This window comes from Exiguobacterium sp. s161, from assembly GCF_018619045.1.
Taxonomy (GTDB): Bacteria; Bacillota; Bacilli; order Exiguobacteriales; family Exiguobacteriaceae; genus Exiguobacterium_A; species Exiguobacterium_A indicum.
The window spans coordinates 63,120-84,560 of record NZ_JACSNH010000004.1; the positions used below are offsets into that span (position 1 = coordinate 63,120).

The 21,441-nt window shown below is 48.6% G+C and carries 19 protein-coding genes and 1 riboswitch; of the genes, 8 read left to right on the top strand and 11 right to left on the bottom strand.

Annotated features, from left to right (window positions below):
* Positions 1-14: 14 nt before the first annotated feature.
* From ahpF to KNQ14_RS11550, 6 genes are all read right to left on the bottom strand, one after another.
* Positions 15-1,544 (bottom strand): alkyl hydroperoxide reductase subunit F, encoded by a 1,530-nt coding sequence (gene ahpF, locus KNQ14_RS11525; protein WP_214861101.1) that lies wholly within the window; start codon positions 1,542-1,544, stop codon positions 15-17.
* Between the two features lie 14 nt (positions 1,545-1,558).
* Positions 1,559-2,122, bottom strand: coding sequence for an alkyl hydroperoxide reductase subunit C (gene ahpC / locus KNQ14_RS11530; RefSeq protein ID WP_214861103.1), 564 nt, complete (start codon positions 2,120-2,122; stop codon positions 1,559-1,561).
* A 221-nt stretch (positions 2,123-2,343) separates the two neighbouring features.
* A complete protein-coding gene (gnd, locus tag KNQ14_RS11535; RefSeq protein WP_214861106.1) occupies positions 2,344-3,744 on the bottom strand; it encodes a decarboxylating NADP(+)-dependent phosphogluconate dehydrogenase in 1,401 nt (466 codons plus the stop codon).
* A gap of 20 nt (positions 3,745-3,764) precedes the next feature.
* Positions 3,765-5,111: a GntP family permease gene (locus KNQ14_RS11540; RefSeq protein WP_214861109.1), complete on the bottom strand. Its 1,347-nt coding sequence runs from the start codon at positions 5,109-5,111 to the stop codon at positions 3,765-3,767.
* A 24-nt stretch (positions 5,112-5,135) separates the two neighbouring features.
* Entirely contained in the window at positions 5,136-6,677 is a 1,542-nt protein-coding gene (gntK, locus tag KNQ14_RS11545) for a gluconokinase (protein WP_214861111.1), read from the bottom strand.
* The gene (locus tag KNQ14_RS11550) at positions 6,670-7,386 is read right to left on the bottom strand and encodes a GntR family transcriptional regulator (RefSeq protein WP_023469811.1); all 717 of its coding nucleotides are present in this window, start codon (positions 7,384-7,386) and stop codon (positions 6,670-6,672) included. The genes gntK and KNQ14_RS11550 overlap by 8 nt, the downstream gene beginning before the upstream one ends.
* A gap of 182 nt (positions 7,387-7,568) precedes the next feature.
* Here KNQ14_RS11550 and KNQ14_RS11555 point away from each other — a divergent pair, with 182 nt between their 5' ends.
* The 3 genes from KNQ14_RS11555 (at position 7,569) to mmuM (ending at position 11,015) form a co-directional block, all read left to right on the top strand.
* Positions 7,569-8,486, top strand: coding sequence for a ketopantoate reductase family protein (locus KNQ14_RS11555; RefSeq protein ID WP_214748903.1), 918 nt, complete (start codon positions 7,569-7,571; stop codon positions 8,484-8,486).
* Positions 8,487-8,522: 36 nt separating this feature from the next.
* A riboswitch (SAM riboswitch) is annotated at positions 8,523-8,624 on the top strand.
* Between the two features lie 77 nt (positions 8,625-8,701).
* Positions 8,702-10,105 carry an amino acid permease gene (locus KNQ14_RS11560; RefSeq protein ID WP_214861113.1) on the top strand — a complete coding sequence of 468 codons (1,404 nt, stop codon included), beginning with the start codon at positions 8,702-8,704 and terminating at the stop codon, positions 10,103-10,105.
* Positions 10,080-11,015, top strand: a complete 936-nt coding sequence (gene mmuM / locus KNQ14_RS11565; protein WP_214748897.1) for a homocysteine S-methyltransferase — start codon at positions 10,080-10,082, stop codon at positions 11,013-11,015. The genes KNQ14_RS11560 and mmuM overlap by 26 nt, the downstream gene beginning before the upstream one ends.
* A 68-nt stretch (positions 11,016-11,083) precedes the next feature.
* Here mmuM and KNQ14_RS11570 read toward each other — a convergent pair whose 3' ends face one another.
* Entirely contained in the window at positions 11,084-11,506 is a 423-nt protein-coding gene (locus tag KNQ14_RS11570; protein WP_035395500.1) for a MarR family winged helix-turn-helix transcriptional regulator, read from the bottom strand.
* A 182-nt stretch (positions 11,507-11,688) separates the two neighbouring features.
* Between KNQ14_RS11570 and KNQ14_RS11575 the strand changes: the two genes are divergently transcribed.
* The gene (locus KNQ14_RS11575) at positions 11,689-12,144 is read left to right on the top strand and encodes a CBS domain-containing protein (protein WP_035395501.1); all 456 of its coding nucleotides are present in this window, start codon (positions 11,689-11,691) and stop codon (positions 12,142-12,144) included.
* 26 nt (positions 12,145-12,170) lie between these two features.
* Positions 12,171-13,409, top strand: coding sequence for an MFS transporter (locus tag KNQ14_RS11580; protein WP_214748893.1), 1,239 nt, complete (start codon positions 12,171-12,173; stop codon positions 13,407-13,409).
* Between the two features lie 50 nt (positions 13,410-13,459).
* Here the strand turns inward: KNQ14_RS11580 and KNQ14_RS11585 are convergent, their stop codons facing one another.
* Positions 13,460-13,885, bottom strand: coding sequence for a DUF1801 domain-containing protein (locus KNQ14_RS11585; RefSeq protein WP_214861115.1), 426 nt, complete (start codon positions 13,883-13,885; stop codon positions 13,460-13,462).
* An 85-nt stretch (positions 13,886-13,970) separates the two neighbouring features.
* On the opposite strand from KNQ14_RS11585, the gene KNQ14_RS11590 reads away from it, so the two are divergent.
* Positions 13,971-14,318 (top strand): WapI family immunity protein, encoded by a 348-nt coding sequence (locus KNQ14_RS11590; protein ID WP_214748888.1) that lies wholly within the window; start codon positions 13,971-13,973, stop codon positions 14,316-14,318.
* A 66-nt stretch (positions 14,319-14,384) separates the two neighbouring features.
* Here KNQ14_RS11590 and KNQ14_RS11595 read toward each other — a convergent pair whose 3' ends face one another.
* Positions 14,385-15,557, bottom strand: a complete 1,173-nt coding sequence (locus KNQ14_RS11595; RefSeq protein WP_214748885.1) for a M20 family metallopeptidase — start codon at positions 15,555-15,557, stop codon at positions 14,385-14,387.
* A gap of 139 nt (positions 15,558-15,696) precedes the next feature.
* The gene (locus KNQ14_RS11600; RefSeq protein ID WP_214861117.1) at positions 15,697-16,527 is read right to left on the bottom strand and encodes an SDR family oxidoreductase; all 831 of its coding nucleotides are present in this window, start codon (positions 16,525-16,527) and stop codon (positions 15,697-15,699) included.
* Between the two features lie 135 nt (positions 16,528-16,662).
* On the opposite strand from KNQ14_RS11600, the gene KNQ14_RS11605 reads away from it, so the two are divergent.
* Positions 16,663-17,532, top strand: coding sequence for a PDZ domain-containing protein (locus tag KNQ14_RS11605; RefSeq protein ID WP_214861119.1), 870 nt, complete (start codon positions 16,663-16,665; stop codon positions 17,530-17,532).
* An 82-nt stretch (positions 17,533-17,614) separates the two neighbouring features.
* Positions 17,615-19,477 carry a molecular chaperone HtpG gene (gene htpG, locus KNQ14_RS11610; protein WP_214861121.1) on the top strand — a complete coding sequence of 621 codons (1,863 nt, stop codon included), beginning with the start codon at positions 17,615-17,617 and terminating at the stop codon, positions 19,475-19,477.
* 276 nt (positions 19,478-19,753) lie between these two features.
* On the opposite strand, the gene KNQ14_RS11615 is transcribed toward htpG, so the two are convergent.
* Entirely contained in the window at positions 19,754-21,337 is a 1,584-nt protein-coding gene (locus tag KNQ14_RS11615) for a Na+/H+ antiporter NhaC family protein (protein WP_214748876.1), read from the bottom strand.
* Positions 21,338-21,441 lie beyond the last annotated feature (104 nt).

The window sequence follows — 21,441 nt, forward strand, 5'->3', positions numbered from 1 at the left end:
TCCGCTCTTTTTCATTAATTCCGGATCAAGTGATCGAAAGCACCGAGTGCAGCTGTTGCACCAGATCCCATCGAGATGATGATCTGTTTATACGCGCTATCTGTGCAGTCTCCTGCAGCAAAAACGCCTGGTACGTTCGTTGCGCCGTGGCGATCGACTTGGACTTCACCGAACTTGTTACGGTTCACCGTTTCACCGAGCCAGTCTGTGTTCGGTACGAGACCGATCTGGACGAAGACACCCTCGAGCTCGACGTGACGTTCGATGTTCGTTTCGCGCTCGATGTACGTGATACCGTTCACTTTGTCCGTTCCTGTGATTTCCTTCGTCTGTGCGTTGACGACGACCGTGACGTTCGGAAGTGAAGCGAGGCGTTCTTGAAGAACAGCGTCCGCTTTTAGTTCCGGTGCGAATTCAAGGACTGTGACATGCTTGACGATTCCTGCGAGATCGATTGCTGCTTCGATCCCTGAGTTTCCGCCACCGATGACTGCGACACGTTTTCCTTCGAACAATGGACCATCACAGTGTGGGCAGTAGGCGACGCCTTTGTTCTTGAATTCGAGTTCGCCTGGGACACCAACGTTACGCCAGCGTGCACCTGTTGAAAGAATCAAACTCTTCGTTTTCAAGACAGCACCATTCTCAAGCTCGAGCTCGAGGAGGTCCTTCTTCTCAAGACGAGTTGCTCGTTGCAGGTTCATGACATCGATGCCATATTCCTTGACGTGCTCCTCAAGACTTGCGACGAGTTTTGGTCCTTCCGTGTACTTCATGCTGATGAAGTTTTCGATGCTCATCGTATCCATGACTTGTCCACCGAAGCGTTCTGCGACGATTCCTGTCCGGATACCTTTACGGGCTGCATAGATGGCAGCACTCGATCCAGCTGGACCACCACCGACGACGAGGACATCGTATGGATCTTTATCAGCGAAATCAGAAGCATCGGCACCTGTGCCAAGCTTCGCCAAGATTTCTTCGAGTGACATCCGTCCGTTACCAAACGCTTCGCCGTTGACGAAGACCGTCGGAACAGCCATGATCTCTTTTTGTTCGACTTCTTCCTTAAATGCTGCGCCATCAATCATCGTGTGACTGATGTTCGGGTTGAGGACGCTCATGACGTTCAATGCTTGTACGACATCCGGGCAGTTGTGGCAGCTCAAGCTGATGTACGACTCGAAGTGGTACGTTTCTTGAATGCCTTGAATCTGCTTGATGACGTCCGCATCGACCTTCGGTGCTCGACCGCTGACTTGTAGCAGAGCGAGAACGAGGGACGTGAACTCATGACCGAGTGGGATTCCCGCGAACGTAATGCCGCTTGTCTCACCGACACGGTTGACTGTGAAACTTGGTGTCCGGGGAAGGCTTGCCTGCTCGACGGAGATGCGTGGTGTCATGCTTGCGATCTCTTCGACGAGTGCGCTCATCTCAAGCGAGACGGCGTCCGTCCCAGCGCTAACCGCTAGGACGAGATCGCCTTCGAGAAGCTCGAGGTATTGCGCGAGTTGTGCTTTAATATCTGGTGCTAAAGCCATCGCGAATCCGCTCCTTAAATTTTTCCGACGAGGTCAAGGCTTGGTGTGAGTGTTGCAGAGCCTTCTTCCCATTTCGCTGGGCAGACTTCGCCTGGGTTGTTACGTACATATTGTGCTGCTTTGATTTTGTTGACGAGCGTGCTCGCATCACGACCGATACCGCCTGCGTTGATCTCAACTGTTTGGATGACGCCGTCTGGGTCGATGATGAACGTACCGCGGTCAGCAAGACCATCTTGTTCGTTCAAGACTTCGAAGTTACGTGAGATGACGTGTGATGGGTCGCCGATCATGATGTACTCGATTTTACCGATTGTTTCTGACGTTTCGTGCCATGCTTTATGTGTGAAATGCGTATCTGTTGAGACAGAGTAAACTTCAACGTCAAGCGCTTTGAGTGTTTCGTATTGGTTTTGGAGATCTTCGAGTTCTGTCGGGCAAACGAATGTAAAGTCTGCAGGGTAGAAACATACGACACTCCATTTACCGCGAAGGTTGGCATCCGTTAGGTCAACGAATTCTCCGTTGTGGAATGCTGATGCACTGAATGGTTTTACTTCACTTCCGATTAAAGACATGATAAAAATCCTCCTCAAGGGTTCTATTTTTAGAATCTGTTCTAGTGCATACAAGGAATCTGTATTTATCACACTAGAATAATTCTAATCTAATACTAATTTCATATAGACCAACACTTTTGTCAAGGTATAATCGGCAATTTCTTATTTCAGGAAAGATTGTGTGAACAAAAAAAGAAATCCCGACTCCTAAATGAAACAGGAGTCGGGAGCTGTATTCTTTATTGCCAGTCCGTGTGGAAGATCCCTTCGCGGTCTGTCCGAGCATACGTGTGAGCACCGAAATAATCGCGTTGTGCTTGCAACATGTTGGCATTCGAATTCGCTGTCCGGTAGCTATCGTAATACGTCAGTGACGTCGATAGAGATGGGAGTGCAAAACCAGATAATGCACCCTCGGAAACGACGTGACGTAACGATTCTTGATACGCCTGTACTTTCTCAGCGAAGAACGGGGCGAGCATCAAGTTCGAGAGGTTCGCATCATTTTTGAATGCTTCACTGATGACGTTCAAGAAGTCGGCCCGGATGATACATCCACCACGGAAGATCAAGGCGATCTCCTCGAGGCGTAAGTTCCAGTCATACAACTCAGACGACGTTCGGTACTGGGTGAAGCCTTGCGCGTATGCGGCAACTTTCCCCATATAAAGCGCTTGACGAATCCGTTCGACCCACGCGTCTCGCTCAAGCGTTGACAAGTCTTCTGGTCCCTTTAGGACAGCAGACGCTGCGACGCGTTCTTCTTTGATAGCTGAAAGGTAACGCGCGAACAGGGCTTCTGTAATGATCGAAGAGGCGATCCCATTATCAATGGCTTGCAGGCTCGTCCATTTTCCAGTTCCTTTTTGACCGGCTTGATCGAGAATGACATCAATCAACGGTTGCCCTGTCTCGTCATCCGTTTTTCGGAGGATATCCGCTGTGATCTCAATCAAGTAACTTTTCAGTTCACCTTCGTTCCATTCAGCGAAGATGTCCGCGACTTCCGTGACGTCGAGTCCAAGACGGAAACGGAGGAAGCTATACGCTTCAGCAATCAGTTGCATGTCCGCATACTCGATGCCGTTATGGACCATTTTGACGAAGTGACCAGCGCCTTTCGGACCAATATAAACACAACATGGATCTCCTTCGACGTGAGCGGCGATCTTCGTCAAGATTGGTGCGACATGTTCGTAAGCTTCTTTCGATCCACCCGGCATGATCGCAGGACCGGTCCGCGCACCGACTTCACCACCCGATACACCGACGCCGATGTATTCGATCCCGTGGCGTTGTAACTCGTCGAAACGACGCTCTGTATCGAGGAAGTGAGAGTTCCCACCATCCATGATGATATCGCCTGTTTCGAGATGCGGAAGCAACGATTCGATGACCGAATCAATCGCGCTACCAGCCGTGACCATCATGAAGATTTTACGTGGGTGAGCGAGTGATTGAACGAATGCTTCAATGTCATAGTACGGATGAAGAGGTAGTCCCTCATCATGTGCGACGAGATCGTCCGTTAAATCACGTGTGTAGTTATAGATGGCGACTTCTTCTTGATGACTCGCCATATTCAGTGCCAGGTTGCGTCCCATGACGCCAAGCCCGATGACTCCGATAGAATGTTGCATAAGTAGAACGACTCCTTTTCTTAGACGACGAGGCTGAGGAGAAGAACGAACCCAAGTCCACAAACGGAAATGATCGTCTCAAGCACAGTCCATGTCGCAAACGTTTCTTTTAATGATAATCCGAAATACTCTTTAAACATCCAGAAGCCTGCATCATTGACGTGTGAAGCGATCAGACTACCTGCACCAGTCGCGAGAACGACGAGCGCTAAGTTGACGTCGGATTGCTCCAGTAACGGAATGACGAGACCTGCCGTTGATAAAGCAGCGACTGTCGCGGAACCGAGTGAGATCCGGAGAATCGCAGCGATCAACCAAGCGAGTAGAATCGGAGATAACGCTGATCCTTCAAATAATTGTGCGACGAACGTCCCAACACCACCGTCAATCAAGACTTGTTTGAAGGCACCGCCACCGCCGATGATCAATAGCATCATTCCGATTTGAGCAATTGCCGTCGTACAAGATTCCATGACCGTTTGCATCGGAATCTGACGCGCGATCCCCATCGTGTAGACCGCGACGAGTAATGAAATCAACATCGCTGTCGAGGCGTTTCCGATGAACTCGATTGCCGAGATGACGCTGTTTTCACCCCAGCCGAGTGTTTCTTGTAAGAGCGTGAAGATCGTTGCGACCGACATCAAAAGAACCGGTAGCATCGCCGTGAAGACACTGATGCCGAAGCCTGGTGTCTCGTCTAAATCAAATTCTTTTTGTTCCCCGAGTGACGCGATATTTCCTGTCCGTGTAAACGATTCAGGAACGAGTCGTTTGGCGATTTTCGTAAAGATAGGACCGGCGATGATGACGGTCGGAACAGCAACGATGAAACCATACAATAAGACTTCCCCGATATTGGCTTTATATTCTCCAGCGATGACGGTCGGACCCGGGTGAGGTGGTAAGAAGCCGTGCGTGACAGACAGGGCTGCGACCATCGGGATCCCGAGATACAGGATCGAGACGCGGAGCTGACGTGAAATCGCAAAGACGATTGGAATCAACAGGACGAGTCCGACTTCGAAGAAGAGAGCGATCCCGATGATGAATGAAGCGACGACGACTGCCCATTGGATGTTCTTTTCCCCGAATCGAGCGACAAGCGTCATGGCGATTCGCTGCGCCCCCCCGGCGTCAGCGATCAGCTTTCCAAGCATGGCACCAAGACCAAAGATCAATGCGAGGTGACCAAGCGTTCCGCCGATACCAGCTTCGATCGTCTTGACGATCTGATCGAGCGGCATGCCGAGTAGTAGTGCAACGCCAAAGGAAACGATGATGAGTGAGACAAACGTATTTAATTTCAACCCCATGATGAGAACGAGCAACGCGACGATCCCAATTCCTACGATGACTAAAGGCATGATGACTTCCCCCAAAAGATTAAGTTAGTTTTCTTCTTGAATCAAGCTCCGTTGATACGTAGCGATTCGTTTATGATCCTCAGACAATGTTCGAGCCAAGCTAATGAAAATTGGTAAGAGCTGACGATATTCATGCATCGCTTCTTCATTTGGTACATGACGATGCGTTTCCCCAATCATCTCGGAGACGACTTCGAACGAATCGACTTCCCCCGTCGCATACAGTCCGAGAATACAAGCACCGAGACATGAACTTTCAAAGCTTTCTGGAATGACGACTTCCGATTCAAAGATGTCCGCCATCATTTGGCGCCAGACTTCAGACCGAGCAAACCCACCCGTTGCCTGAATCCGTGTCACGGGACCGTCCATGCACTCGACGAGTGCGAGGAAGACGGTATACAGATTGTAGATGACGCCTTCTAGTGCCGCCCGGATCATATGCTCTTTTTTGTGCGAAAGCGTTAAACCGAAGAACGAACCGCTGACATCCGGATTCCAGAGTGGCGCTCGTTCACCGGACAAGTAAGGATGGAACAATAGCCCGTCGGATCCAGGACGGACGCGTTCGGCAATCTTCGTCAAAACAGCGTACGGATCGATGCCAAGGCGTTTTGCTGTCTCGACTTCGGCTGACGCGAGTTCGTCTCGGATCCACCGTAAGACCATTCCGCCATTATTGACGGGCCCACCGATGACCCAGTGGTCCTCGGTCAGCGCGTAACAGAACGTTCGTCCTTTTTCATCGGTCTGCGGACGATCAATGATCGTTCGGATAGCACCGCTCGTTCCGATCGTGATCGCAATTTCCCCTTTGCGAATCGCGTTGACGCCTAGATTGGAGAGGACACCGTCACTAGCACCGACTAAGAACGGCGTATCAACGGATAGTCCCATTTGTCGTGCGTAATCGACATTCAGTCCAGTGCATGACGTCGTCGTCGGTACGGGTTCTGATAAATAGCTTGCATCGATTCCCGCGACATGTAACGCGCTCGTATCCCAGCCTAATTCATGAATGTTGAAGAGACCGGTTGCTGAAGCGAGAGAGTGGTCGATGACATATCTGCCGAACAGTCTTTGGAACATGAATTCCTTGATCCCGACATATTTTTCCGTTTGAGCATGGAGCTCCGGACGATCTTCGACGAGCCAACTGATTTTGCTGAGCGGTGACATCGGATGGATCGGTGTTCCGGTCCGGTGATAGATTGATAGACCATATTGTTCCTTGATCTTGTTCGACCATGCTTCACTCCGACTGTCTGCCCATGTGATGCAGGCAGTCAATGGTTGATGTTGTGCGTCCATCGCGATCAAGCTGTGCATAGCACTACTGAACGCGACGAACTTCGGTGGCATGCTCGGATGACGTTTCGTGATCAAACGGATTGATTCGAGAACCGCATCGAAAATTTCTTCCGGATCCTGCTCCGCCGTCGAGCGGTTCGGTGTATGGAGCGGGTAACCGACGTTCGTTTGTCCGACGACCTCTCCTTTTGTCGTAAATAAGACTGCTTTCGTACTCGTCGTTCCGATATCGACGCCTAACATGTATTCAGTCATGTGAATCGACTCCTTTCGACATCATTTGTTGCGTTTTCCAGAGATCTTCGACTTCCTGGACGTCATCAAAGTTCTGATGTAAGGAAGCAACCATCCGTTCACGATCCCCTGTCTCGATCGCTTCGATGTACAAGGCGTGGTTCGCGAGGATGCGTTCGAAGTCTTCGATGTCTTCCTCGAATCGTACCCGCATCGATAGGAGGATGAAACTTTCCATGACCGGTTTGAGATTTTGCCAAATCATGCTGACATATCCATGATCAATCGAGCGGATGATCGTTTCGTGAAACAGTACGTCCTGGAAGGAGAATTCATCGGCATCCTTGTATTTGATGGCAACTTTCATCATTTCGAGAATTTTACTGAGTTCACGGACGAGTTCTGCCCGTTCGATTTTGACGAGTCGTTCGAAGACGAACGTTTCAATGAGTAGCCGGACATCATAGATTTCCTGAATGTCGCGCTCAGACAAACCGACGACGACCGCTCCCATTCGTTCGAGACGAATCAATTGTTCGGATGCAAGGACCTTTAACGCATCACGGACGGGCGAGCGACTGACTGAAAAATCAGAGGCTAATTTGTTTTCGGATAAAATGGTACCGCTTTCAATCTTTCCTGAAATGATGCGCATCCGTAGCTCGTGTGCGACACGATCTCCAGCGGAAGCTTTTGCTAACCACTTCAAGGGGTATAACAGTTCTGACATGGAATCACCTGATTTCTAAAGTGAGTATACTTGTATACAAGTTAGTATAAACGTTTTTTTCTAAAATGCAAACGCTTAACTTACATTTTAGTGATTCAAGCAGGAATCAGGAAAATGGTTTCCGATATGTTAGGGTGAAGGAGTAAGTAACGAATCGATTAGTTAAAAAGGAGGTAATGCATATGCATGTTTTAGTCGTAGGTGCCGGAGCAGTTGGAGGTTATTTCGGGGGACGTCTTGCTGAGCAAGGGGAACAGGTGACATTCCTTGTTCGTCCGAAGCGCTATGAACAATTACAAAAGACAGGGTTACAGATCACTAGTCCTCATGGTGATGTTATGATCACGCCTCAGTTAGTGACACGAGACATGCGACTGAATCACACATTTGATGTCGTCTTACTTTCGACGAAAGCCTATCACTTGGATGATGTCCTACAGGATCTTGCGCCATTTGTTTCGAGCGAGACGTACATCATTCCTTTGTTGAACGGCATGCAGCATATACGACGGTTAACAGAAGTCTTCGGAGAAGATCGAGTACTGGGCGGACTTTGCTTCATTGAATCGACGCTTGATGCAGAAGGGCGTATTGTACAGACAAGCCCGTCGCATCGGCTATTGTTTGGTTCACGAACCGGTAAACCAACAGCGCGTTTAGAGGAGATTGCAACACGTTTTGCGAAAGCGAAGGCACCGATGGCGTACTCGATGCATATCATGGATGACATGTGGCAAAAGTACCTCTTCATTTCGACATTTGCGGGCGTGACGACACTATTTCGCTCTGCCATCGGTCCAATTCGCAAGGACCCAATTGGTCATCAGATGATTCAAGACGTCATGAAGGAAGCGAAGCGAGCGATGGAAGAACAAGGCGCAGTCTTTAATGACGATGTAGAAGCGGTCTTGCTGAAGCAGATGCATGCAATGGAAGACACGATGAAATCATCGATGTTACGGGACATGGAAAAGGGTCAGCCCGTCGAAGTGAAACATTTCTTTAGTACTTTGCTCGAAACACGCTCTTCACGTCATCTTCAACTGATTGAATCTAATTTATGGATCTATCAAAAAAATCGGGAAATGCCTGTTGACTGAATTATCTGCATTCTGATATGGTTAGGAACAATTACATACTTATCCAGAGAGGTGGAGGGACTGGCCCTATGAAACCTCAGCAACAGGTCGAAAGATACTGTGCTAATTCCTGCGGGTGCTGCACCCGATCGATAAGATTTCCGAATTGTCGACCGACGCATCCGTGAGGATGCGTTTTTTGTTTGAAATAGGTGGAATGAGGAGGAAATGGATTCATGAAAACGAGCGGAGCATTTCGACGCAAGATGGAATCACGTCATCTGATCATGCTGTCGTTAGGTGGTGTCATTGGAACCGGATTATTTTTAAGTACAGGTTATACGTTGGAACAAGCAGGACGTGTCGGAACGATTTTATCGTATTTGATTGGGGCCGTCGTCGTTTACTTAGTCATGTTAAGTCTCGGTGAACTCGCCGTGCACATGCCGGAAACCGGATCATTCCATAAGTACGCAACGAAGTACATCGGACCCGGCACCGGTTATACAGTGGCCTGGCTCTACTGGCTGACATGGACGGTCGCCCTTGGTTCAGAATTCACGGCAGCAGGCATTTTAATGCAACGTTGGTTCCCGTCGATTCCTGTATGGGTGTTCAGCGCATTGTTCGCTGCGATGATCCTTGGTATCAACGTCTTGAAGGTTCGCGTGTTCGCTGAAGTCGAGTTTTGGTTTTCCGCCATTAAGGTCGTGACAATCATTGCTTTCATTTTACTCGGTGCGGGAGCGATCGTCGGCTTTATTCCACTGCAAGATGGTAGCCCGGCTCCATTCTTTTCTTCGTTAACCGAAGGCGGGTTGTTTCCAAATGGCGCTTTCGTCATCTTCATGACGATGCTTGCCGTGAACTTTGCTTACTCGGGAACGGAACTAATCGGTGTCGCGGCGGGTGAAGCAGTCGATCCGAAACGGACGATTCCGCTTGCGATCCGAACGACGATTTTGCGACTCGTCCTCTTCTTCGTCGGTACGATCATCGTATTAGCCGTCTTATTGCCAACGGATGGGAAAGGTGTACTCGAAAGTCCGTTCGTCGCCGTGTTCGAACGAATCGGAATTCCCTACGCAGCAGACGTGATGAACTTCGTCATTTTGACAGCGATCTTGTCGGCAGCGAATTCTGGACTTTACGCCGCCTCTCGGATGCTCTGGTCGCTTGCGAACGAACGCATGATTCCACGCTTCTTCGCCCAGGTGACGCCAAGTGGGGTTCCACTTCGAGCCGTATTATTCAGCATGCTTGGCGGAGGACTTGCCTTGCTGTCTAGCATCTATGCAGCAGGGAGTGTCTATATCGCGCTCGTCTCGATTTCCGGTCTTGCTGTCGTCGTCGTTTGGATGTGTATCAGTGTGGCCCAGTATCGCTTCCGGAAGCAATTTCTTCGTGAAGGGCATACGGTCGACGAATTGGTCTATCGCACACCACTCTTTCCATTCGTACCGATCGCCGCTTTCGTCGTTTGTTTGATTTCTCTGATTGGTATCGGATTTGATCCGACACAACGAATTGCCTTGTACTGTGGTATTCCATTCATCGTGATCTGTTATGTCGTTCATGCGTTCACGAATTCTTTTCAGAAACGGAGTGTTGAAGATGTACCGAATCAAAAATCCAGTTGATCAACGATTACAGGAAGTTCCCTTTCTCATTTTAGATGGTGCCCTTGCAACCGAACTTGAACAGAAGGGATTCGATCTGAACGACCCGCTTTGGTCAGCACGTCTCTTGATCGAAGCACCGGAACAGATCGAGCGTGTCCATCGTGATTACTTTGAAGTAGGTGCTGATGTCGCCATCACTTCAAGCTATCAAGCAAGTATCGAAGGCTTCAAGCAACGTCATATCACGACAGAGGAAGCACAGGCGCTGATTCGACAAACGGTCACCTTGGCGCAAAGCGCACGCACGCGTATCGGGAAGAGTGACGCATTGATCGCGGGATCAGTGGGTCCTTATGGTGCCTACTTAGCAGATGGTTCTGAGTATCGCGGTCATTATGGGGTGTCAGTGGATGTGCTAGAAGCCTTCCACAGGCCACGGATCGAAGCGTTGATTGAAGCGGGGGCTGATCTGCTAGCATTCGAGACGATTCCGTCGCTCGAGGAAGCTGTCGTGTTGTTCCGGATTCTCGAAACGTATCCGGAAGTGTCCGCTTGGCTGACGTTTTCGCTTCAAGATGCGACGCACATTAGTGAAGGAACGGCACTTGCGACGTGCATCGAGACAATTGGGCAACATCCACAGCTCGCAGCAATCGGTGCAAATTGTTTTCCGGCATCTTACGCGACCGACTTTATCCGTCACCTCAAGGCGTTGACGGATGTGCCAATCATCGTCTATCCAAACTCCGGTGAGGTCTATGATCCGGTCGCAAAAACGTGGTCAGGTACGAATCAGTGTACATCGTTCCAAACCGTCGCGAAGACATGGTATGAGGCAGGGGCACGATTGATCGGTGGTTGTTGCCGAACGTCACCCGAACACATCGCACAAATTCGTTCAGTTTGTCAGGTTACTCATACATCATGAATAATGACGAAAAAACGGAGGCGAAATCGATTGATTTCGCCTCCGTTCCTATAAATGGTGTAATTTCGTTAACGCTCGCGCAAGGCACGGTTGAATTGTTGCAACAGACGTCCAAAATCTTCAGCATCGTCCGATGGCCAATCCGTCAGGAGACGTTCGATGCTCGCGAGACGTGCTGTCCGGTAAATCGTGAGCTCTTCTTGTCCTTTATCCGTAATATGATAGAAGAAGGCACGACCATCTGTCGGATCTTTTACTTTTTCCACGAGTTGCTTTTGATCGAGCGCTGCAGCTTGGCGACTGACGGTCGAGACATCAAGCTGGAGTTCACGGGCAAGTGTTTTGACACCGACGTTGCCGGAATCCGCTAGTTGTCGCAGTAAGAGGTAGGAAGCACGATCCAAATTACGATTGTCTGCCGTCGCTGTCGTCAAGCGCCGGATCAGAATCGCTAACTCCAATTCAATGGTTTCGAGTGCTTGTTGAGACATCGGGTATCTCCCCTTTCAAAAAAGTCTCTCTGTCCCTCATGATTACCCAATGTGGATAAGCTGTCAATGCGAAAAGCAGGAGGCTTGACAGAGTTGTAGTTGTATTATACAATCATTTTTGTTCTTTTAATTGTATCATACAACTTTTTCATATGAGAAATGAACGACAAAGGAGAATTCAGATGAAAGCTTATGAGTCGATGAAACAAGAGGTCATCACAGTAAACGATACAGATCTGATTCGGACGGTCATCGAACGATTCATTCAATCTGGTATTAGCGGCGTACCTGTCATTAATGCTGAGCAAGAGGTAGTCGGGTATATCAGTGACGGAGATATCATGCGCGCGATCGGAAAACACAAGGACATCATCGTCGATACATTCTTATATGTAGATGTCATCAAAGGAGACGAAGAAGATTATGAAGATCGGATTCGTCATATTTTGAATCGACCTGTCATGGAACTGGCACGCCGGAAAGTCGTAACTGCGGACGCTGACACAGAAATGGAAGAGATTGCAGCAACGCTCGGCGCAAAACGGATTAAAAAGCTTCCGATTCTGAAAGCAGGACGTCTTGTTGGGATCATTAGTCGAGGCGACGTCATCCGCCATTCGTTTAAACAGTTCATGTAACACATTCAATAGAAAGAAGGGACACTATGGCACTTGCTGAAAAAACAACGACGCTTGAGCCGGAAACGGTATTAGCAGAAAGCAAACATGGATTATTCCATCAACCGGTTGCTGTCTGGGCAGTCTTTTTCGCCAGTATCACAGCATTCATGGGAATGGGGCTCGTCAATCCCGTCTTACCGACGATTGCCGAGAATTTAGAAGCATCAAAAAGTGAAGTAACGCTCTTATTTACAAGTTATAACGCCGTCATGGCATTCGCGATGTTGATTACAGGCGCGATTTCATCACGGATTGGTCAAAAAGGAACGTTAATGCTCGGAATCGCCGTCATCGCAACCGTTGCTGGTTTTGCTTCACAAGCTGACAGCATCTGGACGCTCGTCGCGTTACGCGGTGGTTGGGGGCTTGGGAATGCCTTATTCGTCGCAACTGCACTCGCTGCGATCGTTTCCTTATCGTCAGGCGGAACAGCCAAAGCGATCATTTTGTATGAAGCAGCCGTTGGTCTTGGGATTTCGATTGGGCCATTGTTAGGCGGAACGCTCGGTTCGATCACATGGCGCGCGCCATTCATGGGTGTTGCAACAATCATGGTCATTGCGTTCCTCGTTTTGTTCTTCTTGATGCCAAAACCAGCAGCATCTGCTGCACCGAAACAGAAGTTATCATTAAAAGCACCGTTCCAAGCGATGAAGCATCGTTCATTGCTGACACTCGGAATCGTTGCGGCGCTTTATAACGTGGGATTCTTTACAATCATGGCCTATGCACCATTCGTCATGAAACTACCAGCACAAGGACTTGGATTCGTTTTCCTCGGCTGGGGAATGTTGCTTGCGATCACATCGGTCTTAACGGCTCCGAAACTGAAACAATGGTTCGGGACGATCAAAGCGATGGTCATGATGTTGATCACATTCGCAATCTTGCTTCTATTAATGGGAATCTTCACGGAAACACCTGCCGTCGTCATCGTCTGTGTCATCTTAGCGGGAGCCGTGCTTGGGAATAACAACACGCTCATCACGACCGCTGTCATGGACGCAGCACCTGTCGAACGTTCGACAGCATCTGCGGCATACAGTTTCCTACGTTTTCTCGGGGCAGCCATTGCGCCATTCATGGCCGGGAAATTGGCTGAAATCTTCAACGCAAACTTACCATTTTATGTCGGAAGTGGCTTTGTCCTCTTATCCGTCATCATCATCGGGGTCAATCTCAAACACATTCGCCATATCGATCGGACAGAAGGCGGACATTAATTTCAAAAAAACAGCCGAAGCGAATCCGCTTCGGCTGTTTTTGATTGAAATCAAGACGGGTACATGTCTTTTAACGTGCGGATCGAGTACTTAATCATTTCCCGAAGGACGTTTAAATCGATGTCAGTCAGTCGTTTTACGTAGAGGCAGGACTTGCCGCGTCGATACGTACCGAGAGTGGCAAGCAGTCGTTCCGATACATCGTCTTCACCAAGCGCGAGGTAAAGGACGAGGTTCGTCTTGCGCGGAGAAAAGCCGACATAAAAGCTGTCGCCCTCGTGACCAGAGGCATAGCGATAATGATAGGCACCAAAACCAATCAAGGAAGACCCCCAAATGACGGCTTCGTATCCCGTGACATCTTCGAAGAACTGACGTAACGTGATACCATCTGCTTGACGTAGTGGTGGTTCGACTTGTGCCAGAAAAGCATCAACGGACTGTTCAGTAGGACCTGTCTTTGGCGTATGAGACATAAGCAGACTCCTTTCGGATGAAGAAGATATCGGTTACTTTCGAGAAAGACTAGTAAATATCCTGTAACTCAGAGGTGGAAATCGAATGAAGCATCGCATCGTGTTTCGAGGAGAAGAAAGCAGTCTATCGTGGGACATCTTACACGTATATCCTAAACAAGAGGAACTAACGATTCAAATGACGGGAGAAGATAGTAAACACGACATTTCAGTTTCATTCGACGAATATGATCTGTTCATCCGTGATTTTGCCCATGTTCATGAATCGTTACAGGGAGAAGTCGTATTTGAGCAGGGCGTGATACGTCTCCGTTTACGATATGACCGGCTTGGTCGTGTCTTCATCAGCTGGTCTGATGGGCAAACAAGTCAAGAATTTCGCAGTGATCAAAGTTATTTAAGTGAGGCGTTGGCACAACTTGGTGTGTACTAAACTAAACACAGTAAAAGTAGAAGGGACGACTCTGGGTACTCCACCCAAAAGTCGTCCCTTTTTTATTTAAAGCGATGGAAGCGATTGATGTAATGGTGTGTTGATCAAGTTAAAGCAAAACGCAATCGTTTGTTCATACTCGGATAACAGAATCGACTCATCGACCTGATGCGCAAGACGGAAATCATGGAAAGAAGCAATCGCAATCGGGAATGCTTTTTTTGCTTGGCTGAACATCGCACCATCCGTTCCGCCTGGGATGGCGATTTTTCGCGGTGTCACGCCGCTGACCTGCTCCATCGTATCCGCGACCTGTTGCAAGAAAGGCGCTTGTTCATCGGTTTCACAGGAAGGAATATCCTTGATGACGGTTACGCTCATGTCAAAGTCAGGATCTTCGGCAACAAGTCGACGCTCCATATCCGTAAAGGCAGCAAGAACATCCGCTCGACCGAATCCAGGAATCGTCCGAATATCCATATAGAACGAGGCTTGACTCGGAACGACGTTCGGTCCTTCGCCTCCTTTTATGGATGTGATTGACGCGACGACCGGACCGAGTGCTGGGTGATGATTCGTCGTGATCGAGAAACGTTCTGACTTCACTTCCTGGATGACACGGTATACGTCATCAATCGCATTACGTCCGAGTTGCGGAGCAGAACTGTGCGCACTTTTTCCGCGGCATGTCACTTCAATCCCAACGACCCCTTTTTGTGCATAACCGATCATCCCACTCGTCGGTTCTGTGATCAGTAGAGCATCTAAATCATCCGCATGCCCTTGTTCCGTCAAATGCCGAGCTCCTGTCATGCCATTTTCTTCATCGGATGTAATCAGAAGTTTGACGGTGTTCGGGCGGTTTTGACGTTCCTTGTATTGAATGAGCGCTTGCACCATCGCCATGACACCTGACTTCATATCCGAAGCCCCACGACCATAAATGCGTCCGTCTTCGATTTCACCACCGTATGGATCTTTCGTCCAGCCGTCCCCTTGCACAGGAACCGTATCGAGATGACCAGATAGCCCGAGTACGGAAGGGCGTGAAACCTCTTCGCTCGCAGGAACGGTCGCAACAAGACAAATCCGTTTCGATGAGACTTCAATCCATTCTGTCGAGATCTGATGATCAATCAGTACATCGTACACATAACGTGCGACGGCTTCTTCTCCGTCCGTCGGATTAACGCTTGGAATTTGAAGACACCGTTGTAAGTAAGTAATTGCTGTTTGCATAAGTATTTCCTCCTTTACCTATCCTGTACCCTGATAAAAATACTTCAGGGAGGTAAACGAATTCGGAAAATAATTTACGGAGCTGAACGTCTTGAGATAAAAGAAAACGGTGCAACCAGAAGGTTACACCGTACCTTACTCATTCACTTTTTTCTGCTTCGTCTTTCCACTTCGAATCGATTAACATCTCTCCCGGCCATGTATAAGCCATGATGCCGCCGTCTGCTGTGATATCCTCACCTGTAACATATGAGCTGTCGTCAGAAGCGAGGAAGAGGGCGACTGTTGCCATCTCGCGTGGTTTACCGAGTCGTCCGAGTGGTGTAATCCAAGCGTTCGCATCGCGGAACTGTTTGCCTTGCTCTTTTTCTTTTTCACCGACAAGTGTATCGATGAGTGGTGTTTCGATTGTTCCTGGTGATAACGAATTGACACGAATGCCATGACGCGCATAATCGATTGCCATCGCGCGCGTGAAGTTCGCAATCCCACCTTTCGCTGCGTTATAACCGGATCGGTTCAAGTCAGCTGCGCGACCAGACATCGATGACGTATTGATGATTGAACCACCGTTATCAAGCATGAGTGGAATCAAGAATTTACTGACGAGGAATGTACCGCGCAAGTCGACCGCGATGATCCGGTCGAAGAGATCGATTGGATACTCGTGGACTTTCCCGCCTTGTTCATCGATTCCGGCATTGTTGAAGAGGACGTCGATCGTACCGTATGTCTCTTTGACGTGCTTCGCAAGTTGCTCGACACTCTCGACGTCTGAGACATCGACATGGACGGCTTCCGCTTTCCCACCTTGTTGTGTAATCTGTTCTACTGTTTGTTGTGCTTTTTCAAGTGAGACATCGGCACAGACGACCGTTGCTCCCTGTTCTGCGAAGACAAGTGCAGTCGCTTGTCCAATCCCTGTTGCCGAGCCGGTAATGACAGCTACTTTTTGCTCGAGTCTACCCATTATTAAATCCCTCCTAAGTCGTATCGTTCACCTTATGAAACATTCCCGGAGAAATGGAGATTAAACCCATCGATGCGTCTAGTGTTAGAGGATAGGGGGTACATCTACAACAGCACAATCGCTGTATAGAGGGAGATGAGAACGCTGACATCCGATCAATGGCAACTTGCCAAAAAATTATTACACGAAGCCGTCCAGTACCAAATGACACTCGAGAAGAGTGCATTTGCAAGTGAATTGATCGACCAAACGACACCTGTCCTCTGGTTTGGTGATGCGACGCGTAGCAGTTGGGTGACGATCGCGACGAACCCATCCCGATCGCAGTTTTTAGACCGAACAGGTGCATTACGATTTGACGAGCACGGTCCACTTTTCATACGTCCACAATCCATGACGTGGAATGCGTATTTACAAGAAGAGACATTGACGGAATCGATCCGACGCTTCAATCGTTACTTCAAACAACCAAATGTGTACCGAACCTGGTTCGGTCGACCAGGTGGCGGTAAGCTCGAAGGATTCTTGAACGGACTCGGTGCGTCGTTTTACGAGACGACGTTTGATCCGGTCATTCATCTGGATTTTTTCCCGTTTCCGACACACCACTACATGGGAGCGATCAAAGAACGCAGCGTGTTGGAAGATAGTCCGTTCGGTCAGACATTTTTGTTACGTCTGCTTGAACTGTTCTCGATAAAAGGAATCATCCTGCTCGGTAAGGAACACACGGAACGATTTGCGAAGCTCGAACCAGACATCGCTTGGACGACCTATCGACCAACGGATTATCCGGACGCGATTTTTCAAATCGGCTTCTCGTCACGATTTCAGGTATCCGTCGTCGGACTCCACTTCAAACCGAGTGAGCAGTTCATCGGTCTCGGTAATCGAATGGATGAAAACGGTGTCAGCCATGGCACCTATGGGTCAGCAGAACACTTACGTCAAATCGGAAAAATCGTCCGTGAAAAAGTCGTGACATACAGTAAAAAAGGTGATTGACAGATATTTCGAACTCCCTAATAATAGGAGATGAATTAGCACTCTGTATGATTGAGTGCTAAAAAAGGGAGGCAGAATGAGCATGGAAACGAAACAATTTAAGGCGGAATCAAAACGATTGCTGGAGATGATGATTCATTCCATCTATACGCATAAGGAGATTTTCCTGCGCGAATTGATCTCGAATGCAAGTGACGCCATGGATAAGATGTACTACAAAGCATTGACGGACGAGACGATTTCGTTCGAAAAGGAACACTACAAAATTACGATCGAACCAAATAAAGAAGCGCGTCAACTCATCATTCGTGATACGGGAATCGGAATGACGAAGGAAGAACTAGAAGAAAATCTCGGTACGATCGCGAAGAGTGGATCGCTTGCCTTCAAAGCAGAAAACGAAGCACAAGATGGTCATGATATCATCGGTCAATTCGGTGTCGGATTCTATTCCGCTTTCATGGTCGCAGACGTCGTCACTGTCGTTACGAAACCATTCGGCGGTGCGGTCGCTTATAAATGGGAATCGCGTGGTGTCGAAGGTTATACGATCGAGGAAGTCGAAAAGGAAACCGTCGGAACGGAGATTACACTCCACATCAAGGTGAACGAGGAAGAAGAATCGTATGATGAATACCTCGAGACATATCGTCTGCGTAGCATCATCAAAAAATACTCGGATTTCATCCGTTATCCGATCGAGATGAAGGAACTCGAACGTCAGCCAATCGAAGGCAGTGACGAGACGGAAGAGGTCGAAGTCGTCAAGACGATCAACAGCATGGTGCCAATCTGGCGGAAGAATAAACGGGAATTGACAGACGAAGACTATACGAACTTCTACCAAGAGAAGCGGTATGGTTTCGACACACCGGCGAAATACATTCATATCAGTGTCGACGGCGCTGTTCGTTATCAATCGATCTTATTCATTCCAGAGCAGGCACCGTACGATTATTATTCGAAGGAATTTGAAAAGGGTCTTGAACTCTATGCCAACGGTGTCTTAATCATGGAAAAATGCAGCGACTTGTTGCCGGATCACTTCAGTTTCGTCAAAGGGATGGTCGACTCGGAAGACTTATCGCTCAACATCTCGCGCGAGTTACTGCAGCACGATCGTCAATTGAAATTGATCGCGAAAAATATCCAAAGTAAGATCAAGACACAACTCGAAGCCCTCCTGCGCGAGGATCGCACGAAGTACGAAACATTCTATCAAGCGTTCGGACGCCAGCTGAAGTTCGGTATGTATAATGATTATGGCATGCATAAAGAACAGGTGCAGGATCTGGTCCTCTTCTACTCGGCGAAGGAAAAGAAGTTGATCACACTCGCAGAATACGTCGCAGCGATGCCGGAAGATCAGGCACATATTTACTACGCCGCTGGTGAGAGTACGAATCGTCTGGATAAATTACCACAATCCGAGCTCGTCCGTGATAAAGGGTATGATATCTTGTACTTCACGGAAGAGATCGATGAGTTCGCGATCCAGATGCTCGTGACGTACAACGAGAAGACGTTCAAGTCGGTCACGAGCAGCGATTTAGGGATTGAAGCGGAGGAAGCGGAGACGACGGACGCACAAGCAGAGATGTTCCAAGCCATGCAGGAAGTGCTAAGTGGGCAAGTCAAGGAAGTCAAAGCCTCAACACGTCTAAAATCGCATCCTGTCTGCTTTGCGACGGACGGCGCTGTCTCGATCGAGATGGAGAAAATTCTGAAGGCGATGCCGAATAATGAAGGGGTAGAAGCGGTCAAGATTCTTGAATTGAATCCGTCACACGCAGTGTTCGAGTCTCTTGAAACGGCGTATCAAAACGATCGTTCAAAATTCGAGCGCTATACCAAACTGATGTATCAACAAGCATTACTTGTCGAAGGGCTTCCACTCGAGGATCCGGTAGCGTTCGCGAATGATGTGTGTGAACTTATGGTATAAGACATGACATGAAGTCGAAAAAAAGGGGCTGACTCAAAGTTGGTCTCTACAAAGATAAGGGTGGCAGAATGATGATCTGCCACCCTTATCTCGTAACAAAAAGAATGGCGCGTCACACGCCACTCCTACAGGAAAAGCGCATTTATGCGCTGTCAGAGACGAACGAGACCCGTTTTCCTGCTTCATTTAAGCAGGAAAACAGGCTTGTGTCTCGCCTGAGGAAAGGGCGTGAAAAGACGCGTCATTCTTTTTTGAGTCAGTCCCTTTTTCATTTCATCAATCCGTTTGTAAATCCGAAGCAGTTTCGCCTTTTTTCGAGAGAACGTTCAAGACGACGACGAAGAGTACGAATGTGACAAGAGCTCCGATGAAACCGAAGACCGAAGACTCCGTGAAACCGATGACTAAATAACCTACTGCCGCAGTGACGGCACCGACTAGCGCATACGGTAACTGTGTCGTAACGTGATCGATATGATGGGATCCAGCCCCTGTCGAACTGAGGATCGTCGTATCGGAAATCGGTGAACAATGGTCACCGAAGACAGATCCAGCAAGAACAGCAGCAAGCGTCGGTAATAAGAGTGAGGCATCGACAGCCATGACGAGATCCGCACCGATTGGCAACATGATCCCGAATGTGCCCCAACTTGTTCCTGTCGAGAATGCCATCAAGCAGGCAATCAAGAATAATAAGAACGGCAAGTACGAAGCAGAAATCGAGTTGCTGATGAAGCTTGCGAGATAATCGCCTGTTTTCATATCACCAATAACAGCGATGATCGTCCAAGCAAATAATAGAATCACGACTGCTGGCCACATCGAACGCATACCAGCGACGATGCTTGCACGGTAATCGCGACCCGGAATTTTTCGTCCGATCAGCATCAAGAAAGCGACGATTAAACTGATGACGACACCTGCGACAAGTGAGCGTGTGACGTCTGTTGCCTCAAATGCTCCAATTAAAGTAAACGGACGGTTGTCGGCTGCAAGTGCCTGAGCACCTGTCCCGAGTAACGCACTGATCGTAGCAATGACGAGAACGACGATCGGAACGACGAGATCCCGGACTTTTCCGTTCGTATGTTCGTTGACCTCTTTTGCCATCCCCATCGGTGTTCCTTTTGACGCATCAAAAAGTTCACCATTCGCAGCGCGGCGTTCATGCTGTTTCATCGGTCCGACAGAGACGCCAGAGTAAGCGATGTAAAGTGTTAAAAGTAACGCGAAAATCGCATAGAAGTTCATTGGAACGATCATCATGAAAGCACTAAACGCTGAGTAATCCGTAATCGAGTGCGTCGTTAAGATACCGGCGATGATGGAAATGATGAATGCGCCCCAACTCGAAAGCGGACTGATGACACAAACAGGCGCAGCTGTTGAGTCAATCAAATAGGCAAGCTTCGCACGTGAGACACCACGGCGATCCGTTAGCGGACGACTGACATTGCCGACAGCGAGACTGTTGAAGTAATCATCGATGAAAATCAAGATACCGAGACCGAAGGCGACTAAGCGTGCACCACGCGCTGTCTTGACGTGTGTAGAAGCCCATTCACCGAAGGCGCGAGCGCCACCAGATGTTTGAATTAATGTGGAAAGGACACCGAGCAATAACAAGAAAACAAGTAATAAAACGTTCCACTCGTTCAAGGCACCATCCGCCCAAAAGAGGCTAAAGATATTCTTGCCGAGATAGGTTACCGTATCGATCGGGTTAAAACGGTGAAGTAACAGGGCACCGACGAGAATGCCGACACCTAACGAAAGAACGACCTTTCGGGTAAAGATGGCTAATAAGATAGCTAGTAAAGCAGGTACAAGGGCAATAATGGAATCTGAATAGTTGACCATGAAAAATATCCTCCTCTTTAAAAATGGCTTAAAGATGAGACCCCGCGGCACAAAAAAAGCAAGGGCACCGGCAACAAAGCCGACACCCTCGCTGGATGCGTCTT